This window comes from Enterobacter sp. V89_11, from assembly GCF_029967775.1.
Classification (GTDB): Bacteria; Pseudomonadota; Gammaproteobacteria; order Enterobacterales; family Enterobacteriaceae; genus Enterobacter; species Enterobacter ludwigii.
Window position 1 is genome coordinate 92,825 of the sequence record NZ_JASCAN010000006.1, and the last position, 18,505, is coordinate 111,329.

Consider the following 18,505-nt stretch of genomic DNA (forward strand, 5'->3'; position numbering starts at 1 on the left):
GAACACCTTTTAGTGTGCCGCGTCGATGAGCGACAGAGCATAGTCCAGTACTTTATCGCCACGTTGCATACCGTAATCCATCATGTCGATGGGTTGGACCGGGATGCCCTTTGTAGCCGCCTTGTCTGAGAGTGTCTGTAACATGTACTTCACCTGGGGTCCGAGAAGGACAACCTGGTACTGCGGAAACTGCGTATCAAATTCGGAAACGCCATACGCGTCTATTTTTACCGGCAACCCGCGCTCTTTCGCGACATCGACCATTTTGCTGACCAGCAGGCTGGTGGACATCCCGGCAGAGCAACACAGCATAATCTTGAACATCGACAACCATCCTCTAAATGTAAAAAGTTATTGCGAGGATGATTGGACATTATACGGAAACCGGTTTCCATTTATAAAAGACAGAAGTGTGACAACCATCAAGATCCACTACTTATGACGCTAATTAACCAGATGCATGTCACATAATTTGCGCGTTTTGACATCATTTTGAGTTGAAATGGAAAATCGGTTTCCATGAAAAACGGAAAAGGATATACTCCATTCTGGCTATAATATGAGCCGTAGCGGTGATGGAATTTGCAGGTGCGAAGTAAGCCTGCCAGGGGAAAGAGATGTCGACAATCAATGATGTATCACGTCTTGCCGGGGTGTCTAAAGCCACGGTATCGCGAGTGTTGAGTGGGTCGCGTGGCGTAAAGGAAGCCAGCCGCCAGGCCGTTTTAAAAGCGGTTGATGAACTGAACTACCGGCCCAATGTAATTGCGCAGTCGCTGCTGAGCCAGTCGACGGGGTGTATTGGGGTGATTTGCGCGCAGGAGAATATTAACCAGACCACCGGTTATCTTTACGCGCTGGAAAAGCACCTCAGCCAGCATCAAAAACATCTGCTGTTGCGCTTCGCGCATACCAAAGCGGAAGTGATGCACGCCCTGGAAGAACTTTCCTGTGGGTTATGTGATGACATCCTGGTGATTGGCGCGCGTTTCCCGCTGGACGTCGAGATGGACAATGTCATTCTCGTTGACTGTATGGAGTCCGATAATTCCAACAGCATCCAGTTCGATCACGCCTTTGCCGCCGAAACCGCCTGTAACTATCTGACCAGCCAGGGGCGACGCCAGATAGCCCTGATCCATCCGCAAGGCAGCGGTTTCGCCGACCAGGTGTTGCTGGGCTATAAACACGCGCTGGAGAAAAATTTTCTGCCCTTTAATCGCAACCTCGTCTTTATGGATGCCACCTCCTCATCCGTTGCGCTGCAGGAGTTGCTTAACAATGCGAGCACGCTGAATTTTAACGCGCTGCTGGTGGCGGACGAACAGGAAGCTCAGCGGGTGATCCCGCAGCTGCAGGCGTTTAATAAATCCGTTCCGGACGACATTATGGTCTTTAGCCTTGCCGGATCGCTGCATCTGCCAGGTATCCCGGTGATCCCGGCCATCGAATACTCGATGGATGCTATGGCGGCACGTATTGTGGGCTGGCTGACGGAGAAAACGCAGATGCTGGGGTCCTATGTTCTGCGCGGGGATTTGATTATTCCGGATGTACGAAAGCGCTAAAAAAAAGCGTGAAGCCTGGCTTCACGCTTAATAATCTTCCATACAATCCACCTGACTGACCGCGTCCCAGTAAGCATCCAGATTGTCGCGCTTCACGGCCGTGATGGCGTTTTTGATCAACAGTTGATTGGCCTCAGACGACAAAATCATCGCCTGCCAGGCTTTATCGCTCTGCTTTTTCTGGGGCGTGCAGGCCTTCTTCACATCTTTAAGGATCTGCTGCTTTATCTGGGCCTCTTTCACGGGATCGTCTTTTTCCTGGGCATGGACAAACGCGGCGAAGAGCAGACAAACGAGCAGGCAAACCAGGTGTGCAGCTTTCATCAAAATCCCCTTTAGACGTCACAGGCTTCCCATGAAATATATCGTTACATTCAGTGTAGCGACGCCAGCCGAAAGTATGAATTTTTGTCTTCCTGCGTATGAGAACCCTGCACCCGGACCGGCACCGGCGGTTATTGAATCCCTCCGCCCAGCGACTGCCACAGCGTAATACGGTTTTCAAAGTCGGTCTGCTGCAGGGCAATCAATGATGCCCGTGCCGACCACAGGGCGCGCTGCGCGGTGAGAACGGTCAGGTAATCACCCGCCCCCACCTGATAGCTGCGCGTTGCCACATCCAGCGTTTTTTGCTCTGCCGCCACGTATTCACGTTGCGCGTCAAGCTCTTCACTCAGGGTTTCGCGGCGCGCCAGCGCATCAGCTACATCTTTGAACGCGCTCTGGATGGTTTTCTCATAGGTGGCAATCAGCCCTTTTTTCTCCGCTTCGGCATAGCGCAGTTGCGCCATGTTATTGCCGCCGCTGAACAGCGGCAGGGAGATGGACGGCGCGAACGACCAGACCTTCATGCCGTGGCTGAACAATGACGAGAGCGAATCGCTGCCGACCCCGGCGCTGGCGGTAAGCGAAATCGTCGGGAAGAAGTTGGCGCGCGCAGCACCGATGTTGGCATTCGCGCTCAACAGGTTATGTTCAGCCTCCTGAATATCCGGGCGACGCAGCAGCGTGGCGGAGCTAACGCCCGCCGGGATCAGGGTGATGGCGTTATCGCTCAGGCTCTCCAGCGTACCGGGTAGCAGGTTTTCCGGTACCGTCTCGCCCGCCAGCAAATTCAGGGCGTTTTTGTCCTGCATCACCAGCGTCTGATAGCTGGCGACGCTGGCGCGGGCCTGCTGATAAACCGCCATCGCTTCGCTGACATCCGTTGCGGCGGCGACCCCGACGTCCTGCTGACGCTGCACAATCTTGAGCGAGTTCGCTGCGCTCTCCTGAGTGGATTTTGCCAGTACCAGATTGCTGTTATCTGCCGCCAGAGTAATCCAGGCGGTGGTCAGCTCGCTGACCATTGTCAGGCGCGTGTTCTGCGCCGTGAACTCGCTGGCAAGCCAGGTTTCACGCGCGGCGCGCGAGAGGCTCTGGTTACGACCAAACAGATCCAGCTCGAAGCTGGAGACGGCGCCGTTAGCCTCATCGCTGGTGCTCACGCCGCTGGCCAGCGTGCGGCTGCGGGTATGGCTCAGGCTGGCATCCACCGACGGGAACAGAGACGAGCGCGTCTCACCATACTGGGCGCGGGCGGCGTCGATATCAGCAATCGCTTTTTGCACATCGCGGTTGCTGGTGAGTGCCATTGTTACCACCCTGTTCAGGCGGTGATCGTTCATCACCTGCTGCCACTGGCTGACCACGGCGGTGGCTTCGCCGTGGGCGCCCGGCAACGTGGCAGGGACGGGCGCGTCAGGACGCTGATAGGTAGGGTCTAACGAAACACAGCCTGCGCTCAGCAGCGCTAACACTAAAACAGATACACGAAACATTATGACCTCCGGTTTGCGTGCTTACCGGAGAAGAGACGTTTCACCAGTACGAAGAATAATGGAACAAAGAAGATGGCCAGCAGCGTTGCCGCGAGCGTCCCGCCGATGATGCCGGTCCCAATCGCCACGCGGCTGTTGGCGCCTGCACCGGTGGCGACGGCCAGCGGTGTTACCCCGGCGATAAACGCCAGCGACGTCATGATGATCGGACGCAGTCGCGTCTGAGCCGCACGCAGCGCGGCACGCGTCAGGGAGTAACCTTCCGCGACTTTCGCCTCCGCAAACTCAACGATCAAAATGGCGTTTTTCGACGACAGGCCGATGGTGGTCAGCAGCGCTACCTGGAAATAGACGTCGTTGCTCAGCCCGCGCAGCGAGGCGGCCAGCGCCGCACCCAGCACCCCAAGCGGGATCACCAGAATGACTGAAATCGGCACCGACCAGCTCTCATACAGCGCGGCCAGGCACAGGAATACCACCAGGATGGAGAGGGCATACAAGCTCATCGCCTGACCACTCGCCAGTTTCTCCTGTAACGACAACCCGCTCCACGCCCAGGTTGTGCCGGCCGGCAGGTTGTTCGCCAGCTGTTCCATCCGGGTCATCGCCGTACCGGAGCTGGCACCACTGGCGTTCTCGCCCTGAATTTCATAGGCCGCCGAGCCGTTGTAGCGCACCAGACTCTCCGGGCCATATTCCCAGCGCGTGGTGGCGAAAGCGGAGAACGGCGTCATGGTGCTGTCGCTGCCGCGTACGTACCATTTGTTGAGATCGGAAGGCACGGCGCGGTAATCGCTGTCTCCCTGGATGTAGACCTTTTTCACGCGGCCCCGATCGATAAAGTCATTCACGTAGGTTCCGCCCCAGGCGCTGGAGAGGGTATCGGTGACGTCGCTCAGGGAAAGCCCCAGCGATACGGCTTTGTTGTTGTCGATATCCACCTGCAGCTGCGGCATCTGCGGCAAATCATTGGCGCGAACGGCATGCAGGGAGGTGTCCTGATTCGCCTGGCCGATGAGCTGATTACGCATCTTCAGCAACGTGTCGCGATCGGTGCTACCGCTGGCCATGAGCTCGAAGGTAAAACCGTTGCTCTGGCCGAGGCCGTCTACGGCCGGGGGCGTCATGGCAAAGACGGTGGCATCGCGAAGGGAGCCGAGTTCCTGAGTGGCGCGCAGGGCAATCGCCTGAGCGGTGTTCTCATCGCCTTTACGCTCGGACCAGTTTTTCAGGGAGACAAACGCCATCCCGGCATTCTGGCCGCTGCCGCTAAAGCTAAAGCCCTCGACCGTAAAAATCACATCGGTGTTGGCTTTCTCTTTAGTGAGGAACCATTCGCGAACCTGACGACTGATCTCCGCGGTACGTACCGCTGTCGCACCGGCAGGCAGGGTGTACTGCACCATGATTTCACCCTGGTCCTCCGTGGGCAGGAAGCTGCCGGGCAGCTTCAGCATTGCCACGGCCATCGCGCCACAGAGCAGGGTGTAGACCACCAGCATGCCCGCGGAGCGGCGCAGCGCGCGCAGGACTTTATTCTGGTAGCCATGCTCGGTCTTACTGTAGAAGCGGTTAAAGGCGCCGAAGAACCCTTTTTTGTGAGGAGGCGTATGGCGCAGTACCGAGCCGCAGAGCGCGGGTGTCAGGGTCAGCGCCACCACCACCGAGAGGATCATCGCTGAGATAATGGTGACCGAAAACTGGCGGTAGATGACGCCGGTTGAGCCGCCGAAGAAGGCCATCGGCAGAAACACGGCGGAAAGCACCAGCGCAATGGCGACCAGCGCACCGGAAATTTCGCCCATCGATTTTTCGGTGGCTTCGCGGGCGGGCAGACCTTCATCGCGCATAATGCGCTCGACGTTTTCCACTACCACGATGGCGTCATCGACCAGCAGACCTATCGCCAGCACCATCGCAAACAGCGTCAGGGTATTGATGGAATAACCGAACAGCGCCAGCACGCCAAAGGTGCCCAACAGAACCACCGGTACCGCCAGCGCGGGGATGAGCGTGGCGCGAATGTTCTGCAGAAACAGATACATCACCACCACCACGAGGATAATGGCCTCAAACAGCGTCTGAATCACATCTTCCACTGAGATCTTAATGAACTCGGTGCTGTCTTTCGGATAGGCCACGTCATAGCCTTCCGGCATAGCCCGTTTGAATTCGGCAATTTTATCTTTCACCGCGGTGGCGGTATTGAGCGCATTTGCGCCCGGCGAGAGCATCACCGCCATACCGGCTGCCGGGTGGCCATTCAGCCTGGCGGTAGCCGTGTAATCCTCGCTGCCCATCTCCACGCGCGCCACGTCGCCGATACGCACCACTGCGCCGCTGGACTGGCTCTTAACGATGATATTTTTAAACTGATCGACCGTCTGCAGGCGCGACTGGGCACGCACGGTGGCGGTCAACTGCTGGGTACCGGACGCGGGTAAAGCACCGATTTTACCGGCGGAAACCTGCACGTTCTGCGCTTCAATAGCGCTCTGAACGTCGGATGGCATCAGCGAGTACGACGCCAGCTTTGCCGGGTCAAGCCAGATGCGCATGGCGTATTCCGCACCAAACACCTGCAGGCTGCCGACGCCCTCTACGCGTGCCAGCGGATCCTGCATATTACTCACCAGCCAGTCGGCGATATCCGAACTGCTGGCGTGGTCGGTTTTATCGTACACGCCCATGATCAGCAGGAAGTTACTCTGCGATTTTTGCACCGTAATGCCGGCCTGCTGTACCTCGGTCGGCAAGCGCGACTCGGCCTGCTGAACTTTGTTCTGCACCTGAACCTGCGCGGTATCCGGGTCGGTTCCCTGTTCGAACGTGACGGTGATGCTTACCGAGCCGTCCGAACTGCTGGTGGAGGTAAAATAGAGCAGGTTATCCAGCCCGGTCAGCTGTTGCTCAATGACCTGGGTGACGCTGTTTTCCAGAGTCTGTGCCGACGCGCCAGTGTAGGTGGCAGAGATTTTTATCGACGGCGGGGCGACGTCGGGATACTGCGCGACGGGCAGGGTACGGATTGCCAGCACCCCGGCGAGCATAATCAGAATAGCAATCACCCAGGCAAAAACCGGGCGACGCACGAAGAAGCGGGAAAACATCAGGCGTTTCCTCCCGCGGTTTTCATCTCTTCGGCATTAACTTGCTGACCGGCGGTCACTTTATCGGTGCCTTCCACAATCAGCTTATCGCCAGCCTTCAGTCCACTCAGCACCAGCCATTTGTCGCCGTAGGTGTCACCCGTTTCCAGCTGACGTTGTTCCACCTTATTGCCGGCCCCCACCACCAGCGCGGTGGCGTTGCCTTTGGCATCTCGGGTAATTCCCTGCTGCGGGGCGAGGATGGCCTCGCTCATTACCCCTTCATCCACTCTGGCGCGAACAAACATCCCGGGCAGAAGCTGATGCTGCAGGTTGGGGAAGACGGCGCGCAGTGTGACCGACCCGGTGGATTCGTCCACTGCCACTTCAGTCAGGGCGAGACGGCCTTTTTCCTGATAGGTGCTGCCATCTTCAAGGATCAACGACACGCTCAATGTCTCGCTGTTGCTGGCAAGCGTTTGTTTGCGTAATCGCAGAAGATCGGCGCTGGAGCGGGTTAAATCGACGTACATATTGTCCAGGCCGCGAATGGTGGCGAGCGCGGTCTCTTGCTGGGCAGTGACCAGTGCGCCGGGGGTGACCGAAGAGATGCCAATACGTCCGGCAATCGGGGCGGTCACCGTGGTCCAGTTGAGGTTAATGCGCGCGCTTTCCTGGGCTGCTTTTTTCGACTCCACGCTGGCCTTGTCCTGCGCGCAGGTGGACTTTGCATCTTCGGCATCCTGACGCGATACGCCGTCGTCTTTCACCAGTTGTGTATAGCGTTGAGCTTTCTGGCAATCGGCCTGCACCAGCGCCTGCGCCTGTTTCAGGGCCGCGGCGGCTTCATCGTAGGCGGCGCGGTAGCTGGAAGGGTCAATTTGATACAGCGCCTGTCCGGCTTGCACGGTATCGCCTTCGGTAAAGAGCCGTTTCTGAATAATGCCGCCCACCTGAGGACGCACTTCCGCGCTCATGGCGGCCGTGGTGCGTCCGGTCAGTTCACTGACCACGGAAACGGGTTGGCTCAGGAGCGTAACAATCCCCACTTGCGGGAGGGGATGTTGAGGAGCAGATGTTTGTGCATTATCGCACCCCGTCAGGAGGAATAATGCTGCGATGGAGGTTGTTATGGCTTTCATAATTTTTTCCAGGGTGAACGATGCCTGCCCTGTTAATGGCTTAACAAGGAAGGGGGCTATTTAAAGGCACAGCGATACCGCATCTCCGGCAGAGCCGGAAATGTTAATAAGGGAATAACGTCTTCCCGCTAATTATTCACATGCGATTACTTCGCAGAGAAAAGCATATTTAAAATATTTTGATAAAGAGGCTCTAATTGTTCAGGGGGTACGTTTAAGGGGGTGAGTCGACGGTAAATAGACCCCTCAATCATTACCGCAGTAATCTCCACGCAGCAGCGAATATGATCATCACTCAGGTGGGGAAACTGTTTTTTCAGGTGTGCGCAGGCATTAGCAAACATCCGCTTTTCCGCTTCGACCAGCATGGCCGCCACCTGGGGATTACGCGTGGCTTCAGCCGACATCTCAAGCATCAGCGCATCGTCATCTTCATTCAGGGTCTGTCGCCAGGCGAGCGCCTGAGGCATCCCCTCGACCAGCGTTTTACCCTGAATCTCTTCGATGCGTGAGTCGATGATACGGCGAATCATCTCTTCAATAATCGCATCTTTGTTACTGAAATAACGGTAGATTTGCCCGACGCTGAGCTTTGCCTCACTGGCGATCTGCGACATGCTGGCCGCATGAAAACCGCTGGCGCGAAAGCACTGACGCGCGGCAGCGATGATGTCGTCCTGACGCTGCTTTTGGCGTTTTTCCAGTTTTGTGCTCATCGTCGGTTACCCTATAAAAGTGAGAATGATCGTTCTCATTATACGTTTCAGGTGCGTATTGGAAAGACTTTTTTTAAGTACTTATTGAATGAATATTTCAATGTTTAAAGAATGGAGAAAAAAAGGAGTTTTGATGAAGGAAAGGCTGTGCAATATTAAGATTGCACAGAAAATAAGGAGAAAAATATGCATCTGAGCACGACGGATAACGTCACACACGATGAAAAAGAAGAATTATTAACAGGGCTTCGTGCCTACAACGGACAATTTTTAGATCTCTCAAACTTTAGCGGCGACATTGGCGTTTATGTGCGAGACGATAAGGGCGTGATGCTGGGTGGGTTAATTGGCGTGCGCAAAGGCGACTGGCTAAACATCGATTTTCTGTGGGTCAGCGACACCGTGCGGGGATCGGGCGTCGGCAGCCAGCTTATCAAAACGGCAGAAGACGAAGCCCGACGCAAAGGCTGCACCCATGCGCTGGTGGATACGGTCAGCTTCCAGGCACGTCCATTCTATGAAAAGCAGGGCTATCAGCTGCAGATGTCGTTGCCGGATTATCCGTACCCGGGTATGCAAAGGCATTATCTGACCAAATCCCTTTAACCGCCGATGCCGTTACCCATCACGGCCAGCGCGTGACGCACAATGATCTCTGGCGAGAGGGCGTGTAGCCTCTCGTCGTTGCGCATTCTTGAGAACGGCACCAGCACCAGGCTTAGCAGCGTGGTGAACAGCAGTTCTGGCGCGAGTGCCCGGTTCAGTTGCCCTTCCTGCTGCCAGCGTTTAAGGGTGGCAAGCGTTGCCTGGTATTTGTCGTCACCGAACCGCGCGTGCAGATGCGTGCGCAGTACAGGCATCTCCCCGATGACCTCCTGCATCCACAGCGGGGCAAACCAGCGGTGCTGCTCCGCCAGCTCGGCCAGTACCTTCACCATTTGCGTTAATGCGTTGACCGGCGAGTCGGGGTTTTCGGCGAAAATTGCGCCGATCCGGTTACGTAAGGGCAGGAAGCGCTCCTCAATCATCGCGTCGAGCAATTGTTCTCGTGAATTGAAGTAGTAATGCAGCATCGCTGGCGTTACGCCCGCTTCTTTGGCGATGGCGTTCAGCGAGGTTTGAGCGATTCCCTGGCGGGAAAAGAGGCTCAACGCAATATCCAGCAGCTGTTCGCGGCTGGCGGTTGCCCGCTTTCCGCCGCGTGGTCGACCGGGGCGGCGCGGTTCAGAATTGTCCTTATGTGCTGGCATAGTCGCAGGATCTCTTGATCTTATTCATCACTTACTTAAATATTAATTATCCAGTTAATTAATTTCAAGCGATCTCTTATGGAGTCCGACGTAATGACTCAACCTGCGCAAAACGCGCCGTCGATAAAGCTGTTGTTCAGCGCGTTGCTGCTGGTGATGTTGCTTTCGGCGCTGGACCAGACGATTGTTTCCACGGCGTTGCCCACCATCGTTGGGGAACTGGGTGGCCTGGATAAGCTCTCCTGGGTGGTGACGGCCTATATCCTCAGCTCGACCATTGTGGTGCCGCTGTACGGAAAATTCGGCGATCTGTTTGGGCGTAAAATCGTCCTTCAAATCGCTATTGTGCTGTTTCTGGCGGGGTCGGTGCTCTGCGGTCTGGCGCAAAACATGACCCAACTGGTGCTGATGCGCGGCCTGCAGGGGCTGGGCGGCGGCGGTCTGATGGTCATCAGTATGGCCGCCGTGGCGGACGTTATTCCGCCTGCGGAGCGTGGCCGCTATCAGGGGCTGTTTGGCGGCGTGTTTGGTCTGGCGACGGTGATCGGGCCGCTTATCGGCGGGTTTATCGTACAGCACGCCTCCTGGCGCTGGATTTTTTATATCAACCTGCCGCTCGGTCTCTTTGCCCTGCTGGTGATAGGCGCGGTGTTCCACGGCAGCGCACGGCGCAACAAGCACGAGATTGATTATCTGGGGGCGATTTACCTCAGCATGGCGCTGCTGTGTATCATCCTGTTTACCACTGAAGGCGGGACGATACGCCAGTGGAACGACCCGCAGCTGTGGTGCATTCTGGCCTTTGGCCTGACGGGTATCGCCGGGTTTATCTATGAGGAGCGTCTGGCCTGGGAGCCGATCATTCCGCTCTCGCTGTTCCGCGATCGCAGCTTTCTGCTCTGCAGCCTGATTGGCTTTATTATCGGGATGTCGCTCTTTGGCTCGGTCACCTTCCTGCCTCTCTATCTGCAGGTTGTGAAAGACGCCACGCCGACTCAGGCCGGTCTGCAGCTGATCCCGCTGATGGGCGGACTGCTGCTAACCTCGATCATCAGCGGGCGGATTATCAGCCGTACCGGAAAATACCGTCTGTTCCCGATCGCCGGTACGCTGCTTGGCGTGGTGGGCATGGTGCTGCTGACGCGCATCTCGATCCACTCGCCGACCTGGCAGCTGTACATTTTTACCGGCGTGCTGGGGATGGGTCTGGGGCTGGTCATGCAGGTACTGGTGCTGGCCGTGCAGAACAGCGTCTCTGCCGATCAATACGGGGTAGCGACTTCCGGGGTCACGCTGTTTCGTTCCATTGGCGGGGCCATCGGCGTCGCGCTGTTTGGCGCGGTCTTCACCCACGTTTTGCAATCGGGTCTGATGGACCGTTTACCGCAAGGGGCGGAGTTACCGCATGAGCTCAATCCAGCGGCCATTCACCGGCTGCCAGAAGCCCTGCGGCTCGATTACCTGGACGCGTTTGGCTCAGCCATTCACGCGGTGTTCCTGCTGGCGGCAAGCATTATGGTGCTGGCGTTTGTACTGTCGTGGTTTTTACGGGAAACGCCGTTACGCCGTGCGGGCATGCTCAGGTCGGATCAATAGCGCCCCCGCACATATAACTTATCCGTCTTATAGATGCTTTTTCGTTTTTTAGCCAGCCGTACCGTTGTCGATATAGTCACTGAAACGTTTATCAAAAGGATATGTCTCGTGAAACTTCGATTGGGTGCTCTGGTTCTCGCGGGCCTGCTGCTGGCAGGTTGCGATCAAGGCGGCAGCGATGCCAAACACATAAAAGTCGGCGTGATTAACGGCGCTGAGCAGGATGTCGCGGAAGTCGCTAAAAAAGTGGCGAAAGAGAAATACGGTCTGGATGTGGAACTGGTGGGGTTCAGCGGCTCGCTGTTGCCCAATGATGCCACCAGTCAGGGCGATCTTGATGCCAATGTCTTCCAGCATCGCCCGTTCCTGGCAGAAGATAATAAGGCGCATCACTACAAGCTGGTTGCTGTGGCGAATACCTTTGTTTTCCCGATGGCCGGCTACTCCCGCAAGATAAAATCCGTGTCTGAGCTGAAGGACGGCGCGACCATCGCCATTCCAAACGATCCGACCAACCTTGGCCGCGCACTGCTGCTGTTGCAAAAAGAGAAGCTGATTACCCTGAAGCCTGACGTTGGCCTGCTGCCGACGGCGCTGGATATCACCGCCAATCCGAAGCATTTGAACATTATGGAGCTGGAAGGGGCGCAACTGCCGCGCGTGCTGGATGATCCGAAAGTGGATGTTGCCATTATCAGCACCACCTATCTCCAGCAAACCGGGCTGTCGCCGGTGCATGACAGCGTGTTTATTGAAGATAAAAACTCGCCGTATGTGAACATCGTAGTGACGCGGGAAGACAACAAAGACGCGGAAAACGTGAAGGAATTTATCCAGTCGTATCAGTCGCCGGAAGTGGCGAAGGCCGCAGAGACCCTCTTTAACGGTGGCGCGGTGCCGGGCTGGTAGTCAGGACAAAGGCGTATAACAGGGTGTTATACGCCTTACCGGGTTATTTCAGGTTGGCTTTAAAGAACGAGGCCAGTTTTGCAAACGGGATCAGATCCGTGCGGTCATACAGGTCAACGTGGCCTGCATTCGGCACGATATACAGCTCTTTCGGTTCACCGGCGCGTTTATAGGCGTCTTCGCTAAACTCTTTCGAATGCGCTTTATCACCCGTGATAAACAGCATCGGACGCGGTGAAATGGTTTCGATATCGTTGAACGGGTAGAAGTTCATAAACTTACCGATGCTGCTCATCATCGGTTTCGTCGTCAGCGCCTCTTTCTCGCCCTGTGGCGTGTACCCGCCGCGTTCGGTGCGATAGAAATCGAAGAACTCACGCTGGATAGCCGGCGTAGAATCATCCAGCTTATTTACCGTCCCGGGAATGTAGGCTGTCTCTGCACCCTGATACTCTTTCAGACGCTGCTCAGCGGCAGAGGCAATCATCGCTTTACGCTGTTCAACCGTCACGGAATGGTTGAGACCGTTGCGGAAGGCGGAGCCCATGTCATACATGCTGACGGTGGCGATCGCTTTCATGCGCGGGTCAATTTTCGCCGCGCTAATAACGAAGCTGCCGCTGCCGCAAATGCCCAGCACTCCGATGCGCTGCGGATCGACAAAGGCCTGGGTGCTCAGATAATCCACGGCCGCGCTGAAATCATCGGAATAGATTTCTGGTGAGATCAGATGCCCCGGTTTACCTTCGCTTTCCCCCCAGAATGAGAGATCAATCGCCAGGGTGACAAAGCCCTGTTCCGCGAGCTTTTGCGCATAGAGACTGGCGCTTTGCTCTTTCACCGCGCCCATCGGATGGCCGACCACGATCGCCGGCAGTCTGGCGTTTTTATCCGCCTCTTTTGGCCTATACAGATTGCCGACGACGTTCATCTGATACTGATTTTTAAAGGTCACCTTCTGCTGCGTAACCTTATCGCTTTTGTAGAAATTATCTGCGCCCCGGGACATATCGGCAGCGCTGGCGGCGAAGGTGCTGACTAACAGCCCGAGCGCCATGGTGAATCTTCTCATGATTAACTCCTGTGAAGTGTGTCGTTGTGTGAGGTGTAAAACGTGAACATGGCAGCGGCGATAAGCAGTACACCGCTGAGTGCAAAGGTGCTTTGCCAGCCGCTGTGGTCAAAGGCCAGGCCACCGAGCGTGGAGCCGAGCGCAATGGAGAGCTGCACCATTGCCACCATCAGTCCGCCACCCGCTTCGGCATTTTCAGGAAGCGTTCTGGCAACCCAGGTCCACCAGCCGACGGGGGCGACCGTCGCGACCAGTCCCCAGAGGCCGAGCAGGGCGGTGACGGCGGCAAGGTGATGGCCGAAGGCCATCAGTGCCGCGGCAATCAGCGCCATCACCACGGGAATGGCGACCAGCGTGGTGTAAAATCCGCGGCGCAGAAACGTGCCGATCAGCAGGGTGCCGATAAAACCCGCCACGCCAATCACCAGCAGGATTAACGATAACTGCGTCGCGCTGGCGAAAGTCACGGTTTCCAGGAACGGACGCACGTAGGTAAACAGCGCGAACTGCCCCATGAAAAAGACGCCGCACGCGACCATTCCTTTTGCCACCAGTGGGTTTTTCAGCAGGCCGAAGGCGCTGGTGGACGACGCGGTGCGCTTTTCCACGGACATGGAAGGCAGGCTGAACCACTGCCAGATAAACGCGAGCAGGCTCACGGGCACCAGGCAGTAAAAGGCACCGCGCCAGCCGATTGTCGCCCCCAGCCAGCTGCCGAGCGGAGCCGCAACGACGGTCGCCAGGGCGTTGCCACCGTTAAAAATGGCCAGCGCACGTTGAACCTGATGCGGTGGCACAAGGCGAATTGCGGTCGCCGCGGAGAGCGACCAGAAGCCGCCAATGGCCACGCCAAGCAGTGCGCGTCCCAGCATATAAAGGGGATAGCTCTCAGCCACGGCGATAATCAGACCGGAGACGGCCATCAACACCGTCAGGCCCAGCAGCAGCGATTTGCGGTTAATGCCTCCCGCAAGAGAAGAGAGAAACAGGCTGGTCAATACGGCCAGCGCGCCGGATATCGCGATCCCGAGGCCCGCCAGGCCTTCGCTGACGGCGAGATCCCGCGAAACGGGCGTCAGCAGACTTACAGGCATAAATTCTGAGGCGACCAGCGTAAAAGCGCAGAGGGTCATTGCCAGCACGCCGCTCCAGCAGGCACGGGACTGGCGCGCTGATGTTTCGTTCACCATAGCGGACATCGTGTTTACCTTGTTATTCGTTCGGCCAGATTCGGACAAGCCGGGGCCGGGCGCTATTCACGGGAATAACGCATGCAGATGAAGGGTTGGAGTGTGGTTGACGTCAGGTCACAGTGAAAATTTTACACGGCGGGTGTATTCTGACTAGCTAATCAATGCTTAATGAGCTTATAAGTATGGCTTATAAATGAGGGTGTGATGAAGCGTAACCTGAACGATCTTTTTGCTTTTGTCACCGTGGCGCGTGAGGGCAGTTTTACCCGTGCCGCGGCACAGTTGGGCGTGACCCAGCCCGCGTTAAGCCAGGCCATAACCGGGCTGGAGAACCGGATGCAGATCCGCCTGCTCACCCGCACCACCCGCAGCGTTTCCCCCACCGCAGCCGGCGAACGCTTGCTCAACGCCATTGGCAACCGTTTCGATGAAATCGAAGCGGAGCTGGACATGTTGACGGAGCTTCGCGACAAGCCCGCCGGCACGGTGAGGATCACCTGTGGACCCGATGTGTTATCGCGCACCCTGTTGCCTAAGTTGACGCCACTTTTGCGGCAATACCCCGACATTCACATCGAGTTCGACGCCAATCACGGTTTTCGCGATATCGTTGCCGACCGCTTCGATGCGGGCGTTCGTATGGGAGATACCATCGATAAAGACATGATCGCGTTGCCGATAGGCCCGCAGTTGCGTATGGCCGCGGTCGCCTCGCCGGACTACTTCGCCCGTCATCCTGTTCCGCAAACGCCGCATGAGCTGACGCAGCACCAGTGCATTAACCAGAGGATGATAAAATCCGGCGGGATTTACGTCTGGGATTTTGATCAGGACGGTGGCGATTTGAACGTGCGCGTGAATGGCCAGCTGACCTTCAATACTTCCTGGCATATTGTCGAAGCTGCCCTGGCGGGATTCGGGATTGCTTTCCTGCCCGAAGACGAGTTTGGCGATCATATTGCTGAAGGCCGGTTAATCCGCGTGCTGGAACCCTGGTGTCTGCCCTTCCCGGGGTATTATCTCTACTACCCGAGCCGAAAGCAGCCGTCGCCGGCCTTTTCGCTGGTGGTGGATGCGTTGCGGATGCGATAACGTTGACCCGATTTCATCGATCATCGCCCTGTGGCCCACATTGTTACGTGCGGCATCGGGCTATTCTCCTCTTCACACTATGAGGAGAATACCCATGAACATCACCCAGATTCGTAATGCCACTCAGCTGATTACCTACGCCGGGAAACGCTTTTTAATCGACCCAATGCTGGCCCCGAAGGGCGCTTATCCGGGCTTCCCCGGCACGGCGCATGCGGAAATCCGCAACCCGATGGTTGAGCTACCCGTTGACGTCAACACGTTGCTGGAGGCGGATGCGGTGATCGTCACCCATACCCATGACGATCACTGGGATCGCGCCGCAGTCGAACTGATCGGCAAAGATAAACCTGTCTTTGTGCAGAACGACAGCGACGCCGCGCTGCTGCGCAGCCAGGGATTTACCCACCTGACGGTAATGACCGAGGAGACGGGGTTTGGCGATATCCGGATCGCGAAAACCCGCGGCGGCCAGCACGGTACCGATCGTGCTTACGCCGTGCCGGAGCTGGCGGAACGGCTGGGTGAAGCCTGTGGCGTGGTTTTACGTCATCCTGATGAGAAGACGCTCTACATTGTTGGGGATACCATCTGGCGTGATGAAGTGGCAGCCGATCTGCAAAAGCATCAGCCGGATGTGGTGGTGCTTAACGCGGGCTATGCGCACGTCATCGGGTTTGGGCCGATTATCATGGGCCAGGAAGATGTGCTCAACGTCCACTTCCTGCTGCCGCAGGCGAAAATTGTGGCGACCCATATGGAGGCAATCAACCACTGTCTGTTGACCCGCCATGCGCTGCGTGAGTACGTTGACGCGAACCTGATTGGGGATGCGGTGAGCATTCCCGAGGATGGTGAAACCGTTATATTCTGAGCATCACCAGGGGAAAGGAGAGATACATGGCGCTAATCAACGTCGCGATTGTTGCGGTAGACGGGTTCAGCCCGTTCCACTACTCCGTTCCCTGCATTTTGTTTGGTGATACGGTATCCGGCGAAAAGCGCTTTAGTGTGTTGATCTGCGCCGAAAAACCGGGATTACTGACATCCACAGACGGGTTTGCGCTTAACGCGACTCACGATTTCTCCGCCATCGGCCAGGCAGATATCGTCGTGGTGCCTTACTGGCAGCATGTCCAGCAACGCCCGCCCCAGACGCTTCTCGACAGCCTGGTCCAGGCCAGAGACAACGGGGCGGAGATCGTCGGGCTTTGTCTGGGGTCGTTTGTGCTGGGTTATGCGGGCATTCTCGACGGTAAACGCGCGGCCACGCACTGGGAGTTTGAACATCAGTTTCAGACGCTTTTCCCGGACGTAAAGCTGGATATCAATGCGCTCTACGTCGATGACGGCAATATCATCACCTCTGCGGGTACCGCTGCCGCGCTTGACTGCTGCCTGTACATCATCCGCCAGCGCTTTGGCAGCGTGGTCGCCAACCAGATTGCCCGCCGTATGATCGTACCGCCACACCGCGAGGGGGGGCAGGCACAGTTTATTGCCCAGCCGGTACCGAAAGATACCCGTGACGGACGAATCAATTATCTGATTGACTATCTCCAGCAGCACATTGCCGAACCGCATAATCTGGACTCGCTGGCAGAGGTGGTATCGATGAGCCGCCGCACGCTTACCCGCCATTTTGTAAAAGCCACCGGGATGAGCGTGGCCGACTGGCTGACCACCGAGCGCCTGCGGCGCAGCCAGATATTGTTAGAAGCCGGGAATATGCCCATTGAAAGCGTGGCAGAGCTGGTAGGGTTTAACTCTGCGGTGACCTGGCGCCAGCAATTTAAGACGCGTTTTGGCGTGAGTCCGGCAGAGTGGCGTAAGACTTTTCGGCTTCGTCATTAATTTATTACGGCTAACTCAAGAGTTAAGGGGCAAATAAAGGCCTTTAAATTTTATCTTAACGGAAGGTATCACGCAGGCGGTGGCAGCGCATGCTTTCGCACCGGGCTTACCCCAGCCTCTCCACCCTCGTCTCTCCCTCCGCCATCGACAGCTCATACAATGAAAACGACCGCTGTTTCTCAATCAAATTCGCCAGTTCCGGCGAGTGGCTGGTGAGCCAAATTTGTGAGTAGCGGCTGGCCTCTGCAATTAAGCTCGCCAGCGCGGGCAGCATCTGCGGGTGCAGGCTGTTTTCCGGTTCGTTCAACGCGATAAAGGCCGGTGGGCGTGGGCTTAACAGCGCTACCGCCAGGCACAGAAAGCGCAGGGTGCCGTCGGAAAACTCCGCCGGTTCCAGCGGCCTGCTCAGCCCCTCGCGCTGCATCATCATGCGAAAGCGGCCGCCGGTGTTGTCGCTGTAAAACTCGCAGCCGGGGAAGGCCTGGTCGAGAATGCGCATCAGCAACATTTCATCACCAATCTCGACAATGGTCTGAAATGCTGCCGCCAGGTTGGCGCCGTCGCTGGCCAGTACCGGGGAGCGGAAACCGACCTGCGGGGCACGCATCGCCGAGCCGGACGAGACGGAAAATTCATGATAAAAGCGCCAGTTACGCAGGGACTCGCGCATCTGCGACACTTCCGGGTAGAGATGCGGTTCGCCGAGCTGCCCGAACACCGATTCGTTTTCATACAGCGTGCCGCTGTGAGTCACTTTTTCGTGGTGCACGTTGTTGAGAAATACCGCCTGATTCCTGCGCTTCATCAGCTGTGATGAAGGGCGACGGCGCTGACCGGTAAGCCAGATGGACTCTTCTTTAATGACCGGATCGAGCTGAAACTGGGAGGGATAGGGCAGCTGCTCGACAAAGCCCACCTGCAGCTCGTACTCGTAAGTGTCCGTTTCCACCGCGAGGTTCATCCGCCGGAGCTGGTCGCTACGGGTCTTACCTGCCCAGAACACCTTCAGAATACCGCCTTCATTTGCCAGCGCCTGGGAGAACTGCCCCTGCGCCGCGCTGTGCATCAGGTGTATCGCCTTGTAGATATTCGATTTCCCGGTACCGTTAGGGCCGAAGACGATATTGAGCGCTTCCAGCTCCAGCGACATGTCGCGAATCGAGCGGTAGTTTTGGATGTGCAGGCTTTTGATCACAGGCAGGCT

17 protein-coding genes are annotated in these 18,505 nt (G+C 56.8%); 7 read left to right on the top strand and 10 right to left on the bottom strand.

Annotation, left to right across the window (positions count from 1 at the left end; all coding sequences use genetic code 11):
• Positions 1-9 precede the first annotated feature (9 nt).
• Positions 10-324: a PTS sugar transporter subunit IIB gene (locus QLG09_RS06400; RefSeq protein WP_078775090.1), complete on the bottom strand. Its 315-nt coding sequence runs from the start codon at positions 322-324 to the stop codon at positions 10-12.
• Positions 325-617: 293 nt separating this feature from the next.
• On the opposite strand from QLG09_RS06400, the gene QLG09_RS06405 reads away from it, so the two are divergent.
• Positions 618-1,568: a LacI family DNA-binding transcriptional regulator gene (locus tag QLG09_RS06405; protein WP_014168010.1), complete on the top strand. Its 951-nt coding sequence runs from the start codon at positions 618-620 to the stop codon at positions 1,566-1,568.
• Positions 1,569-1,595: 27 nt separating this feature from the next.
• Here the strand turns inward: QLG09_RS06405 and QLG09_RS06410 are convergent, their stop codons facing one another.
• The 5 genes from QLG09_RS06410 to QLG09_RS06430 form a co-directional block, all read right to left on the bottom strand.
• Positions 1,596-1,892, bottom strand: coding sequence for a YicS family protein (locus tag QLG09_RS06410; RefSeq protein ID WP_020882719.1), 297 nt, complete (start codon positions 1,890-1,892; stop codon positions 1,596-1,598).
• A 131-nt stretch (positions 1,893-2,023) separates the two neighbouring features.
• Entirely contained in the window at positions 2,024-3,388 is a 1,365-nt protein-coding gene (locus QLG09_RS06415) for a TolC family protein (protein WP_025206513.1), read from the bottom strand.
• Entirely contained in the window at positions 3,388-6,498 is a 3,111-nt protein-coding gene (locus QLG09_RS06420; protein WP_282488779.1) for an efflux RND transporter permease subunit, read from the bottom strand. The genes QLG09_RS06415 and QLG09_RS06420 overlap by 1 nt, the downstream gene beginning before the upstream one ends.
• Positions 6,498-7,619, bottom strand: coding sequence for an efflux RND transporter periplasmic adaptor subunit (locus tag QLG09_RS06425; RefSeq protein WP_282488780.1), 1,122 nt, complete (start codon positions 7,617-7,619; stop codon positions 6,498-6,500). The genes QLG09_RS06420 and QLG09_RS06425 overlap by 1 nt, the downstream gene beginning before the upstream one ends.
• Positions 7,620-7,765: 146 nt before the next feature.
• The gene (locus QLG09_RS06430) at positions 7,766-8,335 is read right to left on the bottom strand and encodes a TetR/AcrR family transcriptional regulator (protein WP_282488781.1); all 570 of its coding nucleotides are present in this window, start codon (positions 8,333-8,335) and stop codon (positions 7,766-7,768) included.
• 186 nt (positions 8,336-8,521) lie between these two features.
• On the opposite strand from QLG09_RS06430, the gene QLG09_RS06435 reads away from it, so the two are divergent.
• Complete coding sequence (locus QLG09_RS06435) at positions 8,522-8,941, top strand: GNAT family N-acetyltransferase (protein WP_014168016.1); 420 nt, start codon at positions 8,522-8,524, stop codon at positions 8,939-8,941.
• Here the strand turns inward: QLG09_RS06435 and QLG09_RS06440 are convergent.
• The gene (locus QLG09_RS06440; RefSeq protein ID WP_025206509.1) at positions 8,938-9,585 is read right to left on the bottom strand and encodes a TetR/AcrR family transcriptional regulator; all 648 of its coding nucleotides are present in this window, start codon (positions 9,583-9,585) and stop codon (positions 8,938-8,940) included. The genes QLG09_RS06435 and QLG09_RS06440 overlap by 4 nt on opposite strands.
• Before the next feature lie 93 nt (positions 9,586-9,678).
• Here QLG09_RS06440 and QLG09_RS06445 point away from each other — a divergent pair, with 93 nt between their 5' ends.
• Both QLG09_RS06445 and nlpA read left to right on the top strand, forming a co-directional pair.
• Positions 9,679-11,181, top strand: coding sequence for an MDR family MFS transporter (locus QLG09_RS06445; protein ID WP_226777994.1), 1,503 nt, complete (start codon positions 9,679-9,681; stop codon positions 11,179-11,181).
• 108 nt (positions 11,182-11,289) lie between these two features.
• Positions 11,290-12,090: a lipoprotein NlpA gene (gene nlpA, locus QLG09_RS06450; RefSeq protein WP_020882712.1), complete on the top strand. Its 801-nt coding sequence runs from the start codon at positions 11,290-11,292 to the stop codon at positions 12,088-12,090.
• Positions 12,091-12,133: 43 nt separating this feature from the next.
• Here the strand turns inward: nlpA and QLG09_RS06455 are convergent, their stop codons facing one another.
• The gene (locus QLG09_RS06455; protein ID WP_282488782.1) at positions 12,134-13,162 is read right to left on the bottom strand and encodes an alpha/beta hydrolase; all 1,029 of its coding nucleotides are present in this window, start codon (positions 13,160-13,162) and stop codon (positions 12,134-12,136) included.
• A 2-nt stretch (positions 13,163-13,164) separates the two neighbouring features.
• Positions 13,165-14,361: an MFS transporter gene (locus QLG09_RS06460; protein ID WP_282488783.1), complete on the bottom strand. Its 1,197-nt coding sequence runs from the start codon at positions 14,359-14,361 to the stop codon at positions 13,165-13,167.
• 198 nt (positions 14,362-14,559) lie between these two features.
• On the opposite strand from QLG09_RS06460, the gene QLG09_RS06465 reads away from it, so the two are divergent.
• From QLG09_RS06465 to QLG09_RS06475, 3 genes are all read left to right on the top strand, one after another.
• A complete protein-coding gene (locus QLG09_RS06465) occupies positions 14,560-15,447 on the top strand; it encodes a LysR family transcriptional regulator (RefSeq protein WP_020882709.1) in 888 nt (295 codons plus the stop codon).
• A gap of 94 nt (positions 15,448-15,541) precedes the next feature.
• Positions 15,542-16,321: an MBL fold metallo-hydrolase gene (locus QLG09_RS06470; RefSeq protein ID WP_244047567.1), complete on the top strand. Its 780-nt coding sequence runs from the start codon at positions 15,542-15,544 to the stop codon at positions 16,319-16,321.
• A gap of 26 nt (positions 16,322-16,347) precedes the next feature.
• The gene (locus tag QLG09_RS06475; protein ID WP_059305836.1) at positions 16,348-17,301 is read left to right on the top strand and encodes a helix-turn-helix domain-containing protein; all 954 of its coding nucleotides are present in this window, start codon (positions 16,348-16,350) and stop codon (positions 17,299-17,301) included.
• Between the two features lie 106 nt (positions 17,302-17,407).
• Here QLG09_RS06475 and QLG09_RS06480 read toward each other — a convergent pair whose 3' ends face one another.
• On the bottom strand, positions 17,408-18,496 hold the full coding sequence (locus tag QLG09_RS06480; RefSeq protein WP_049023099.1) for an AAA family ATPase: 1,089 nt from the start codon (positions 18,494-18,496) through the stop codon (positions 17,408-17,410).
• Positions 18,497-18,505 lie beyond the last annotated feature (9 nt).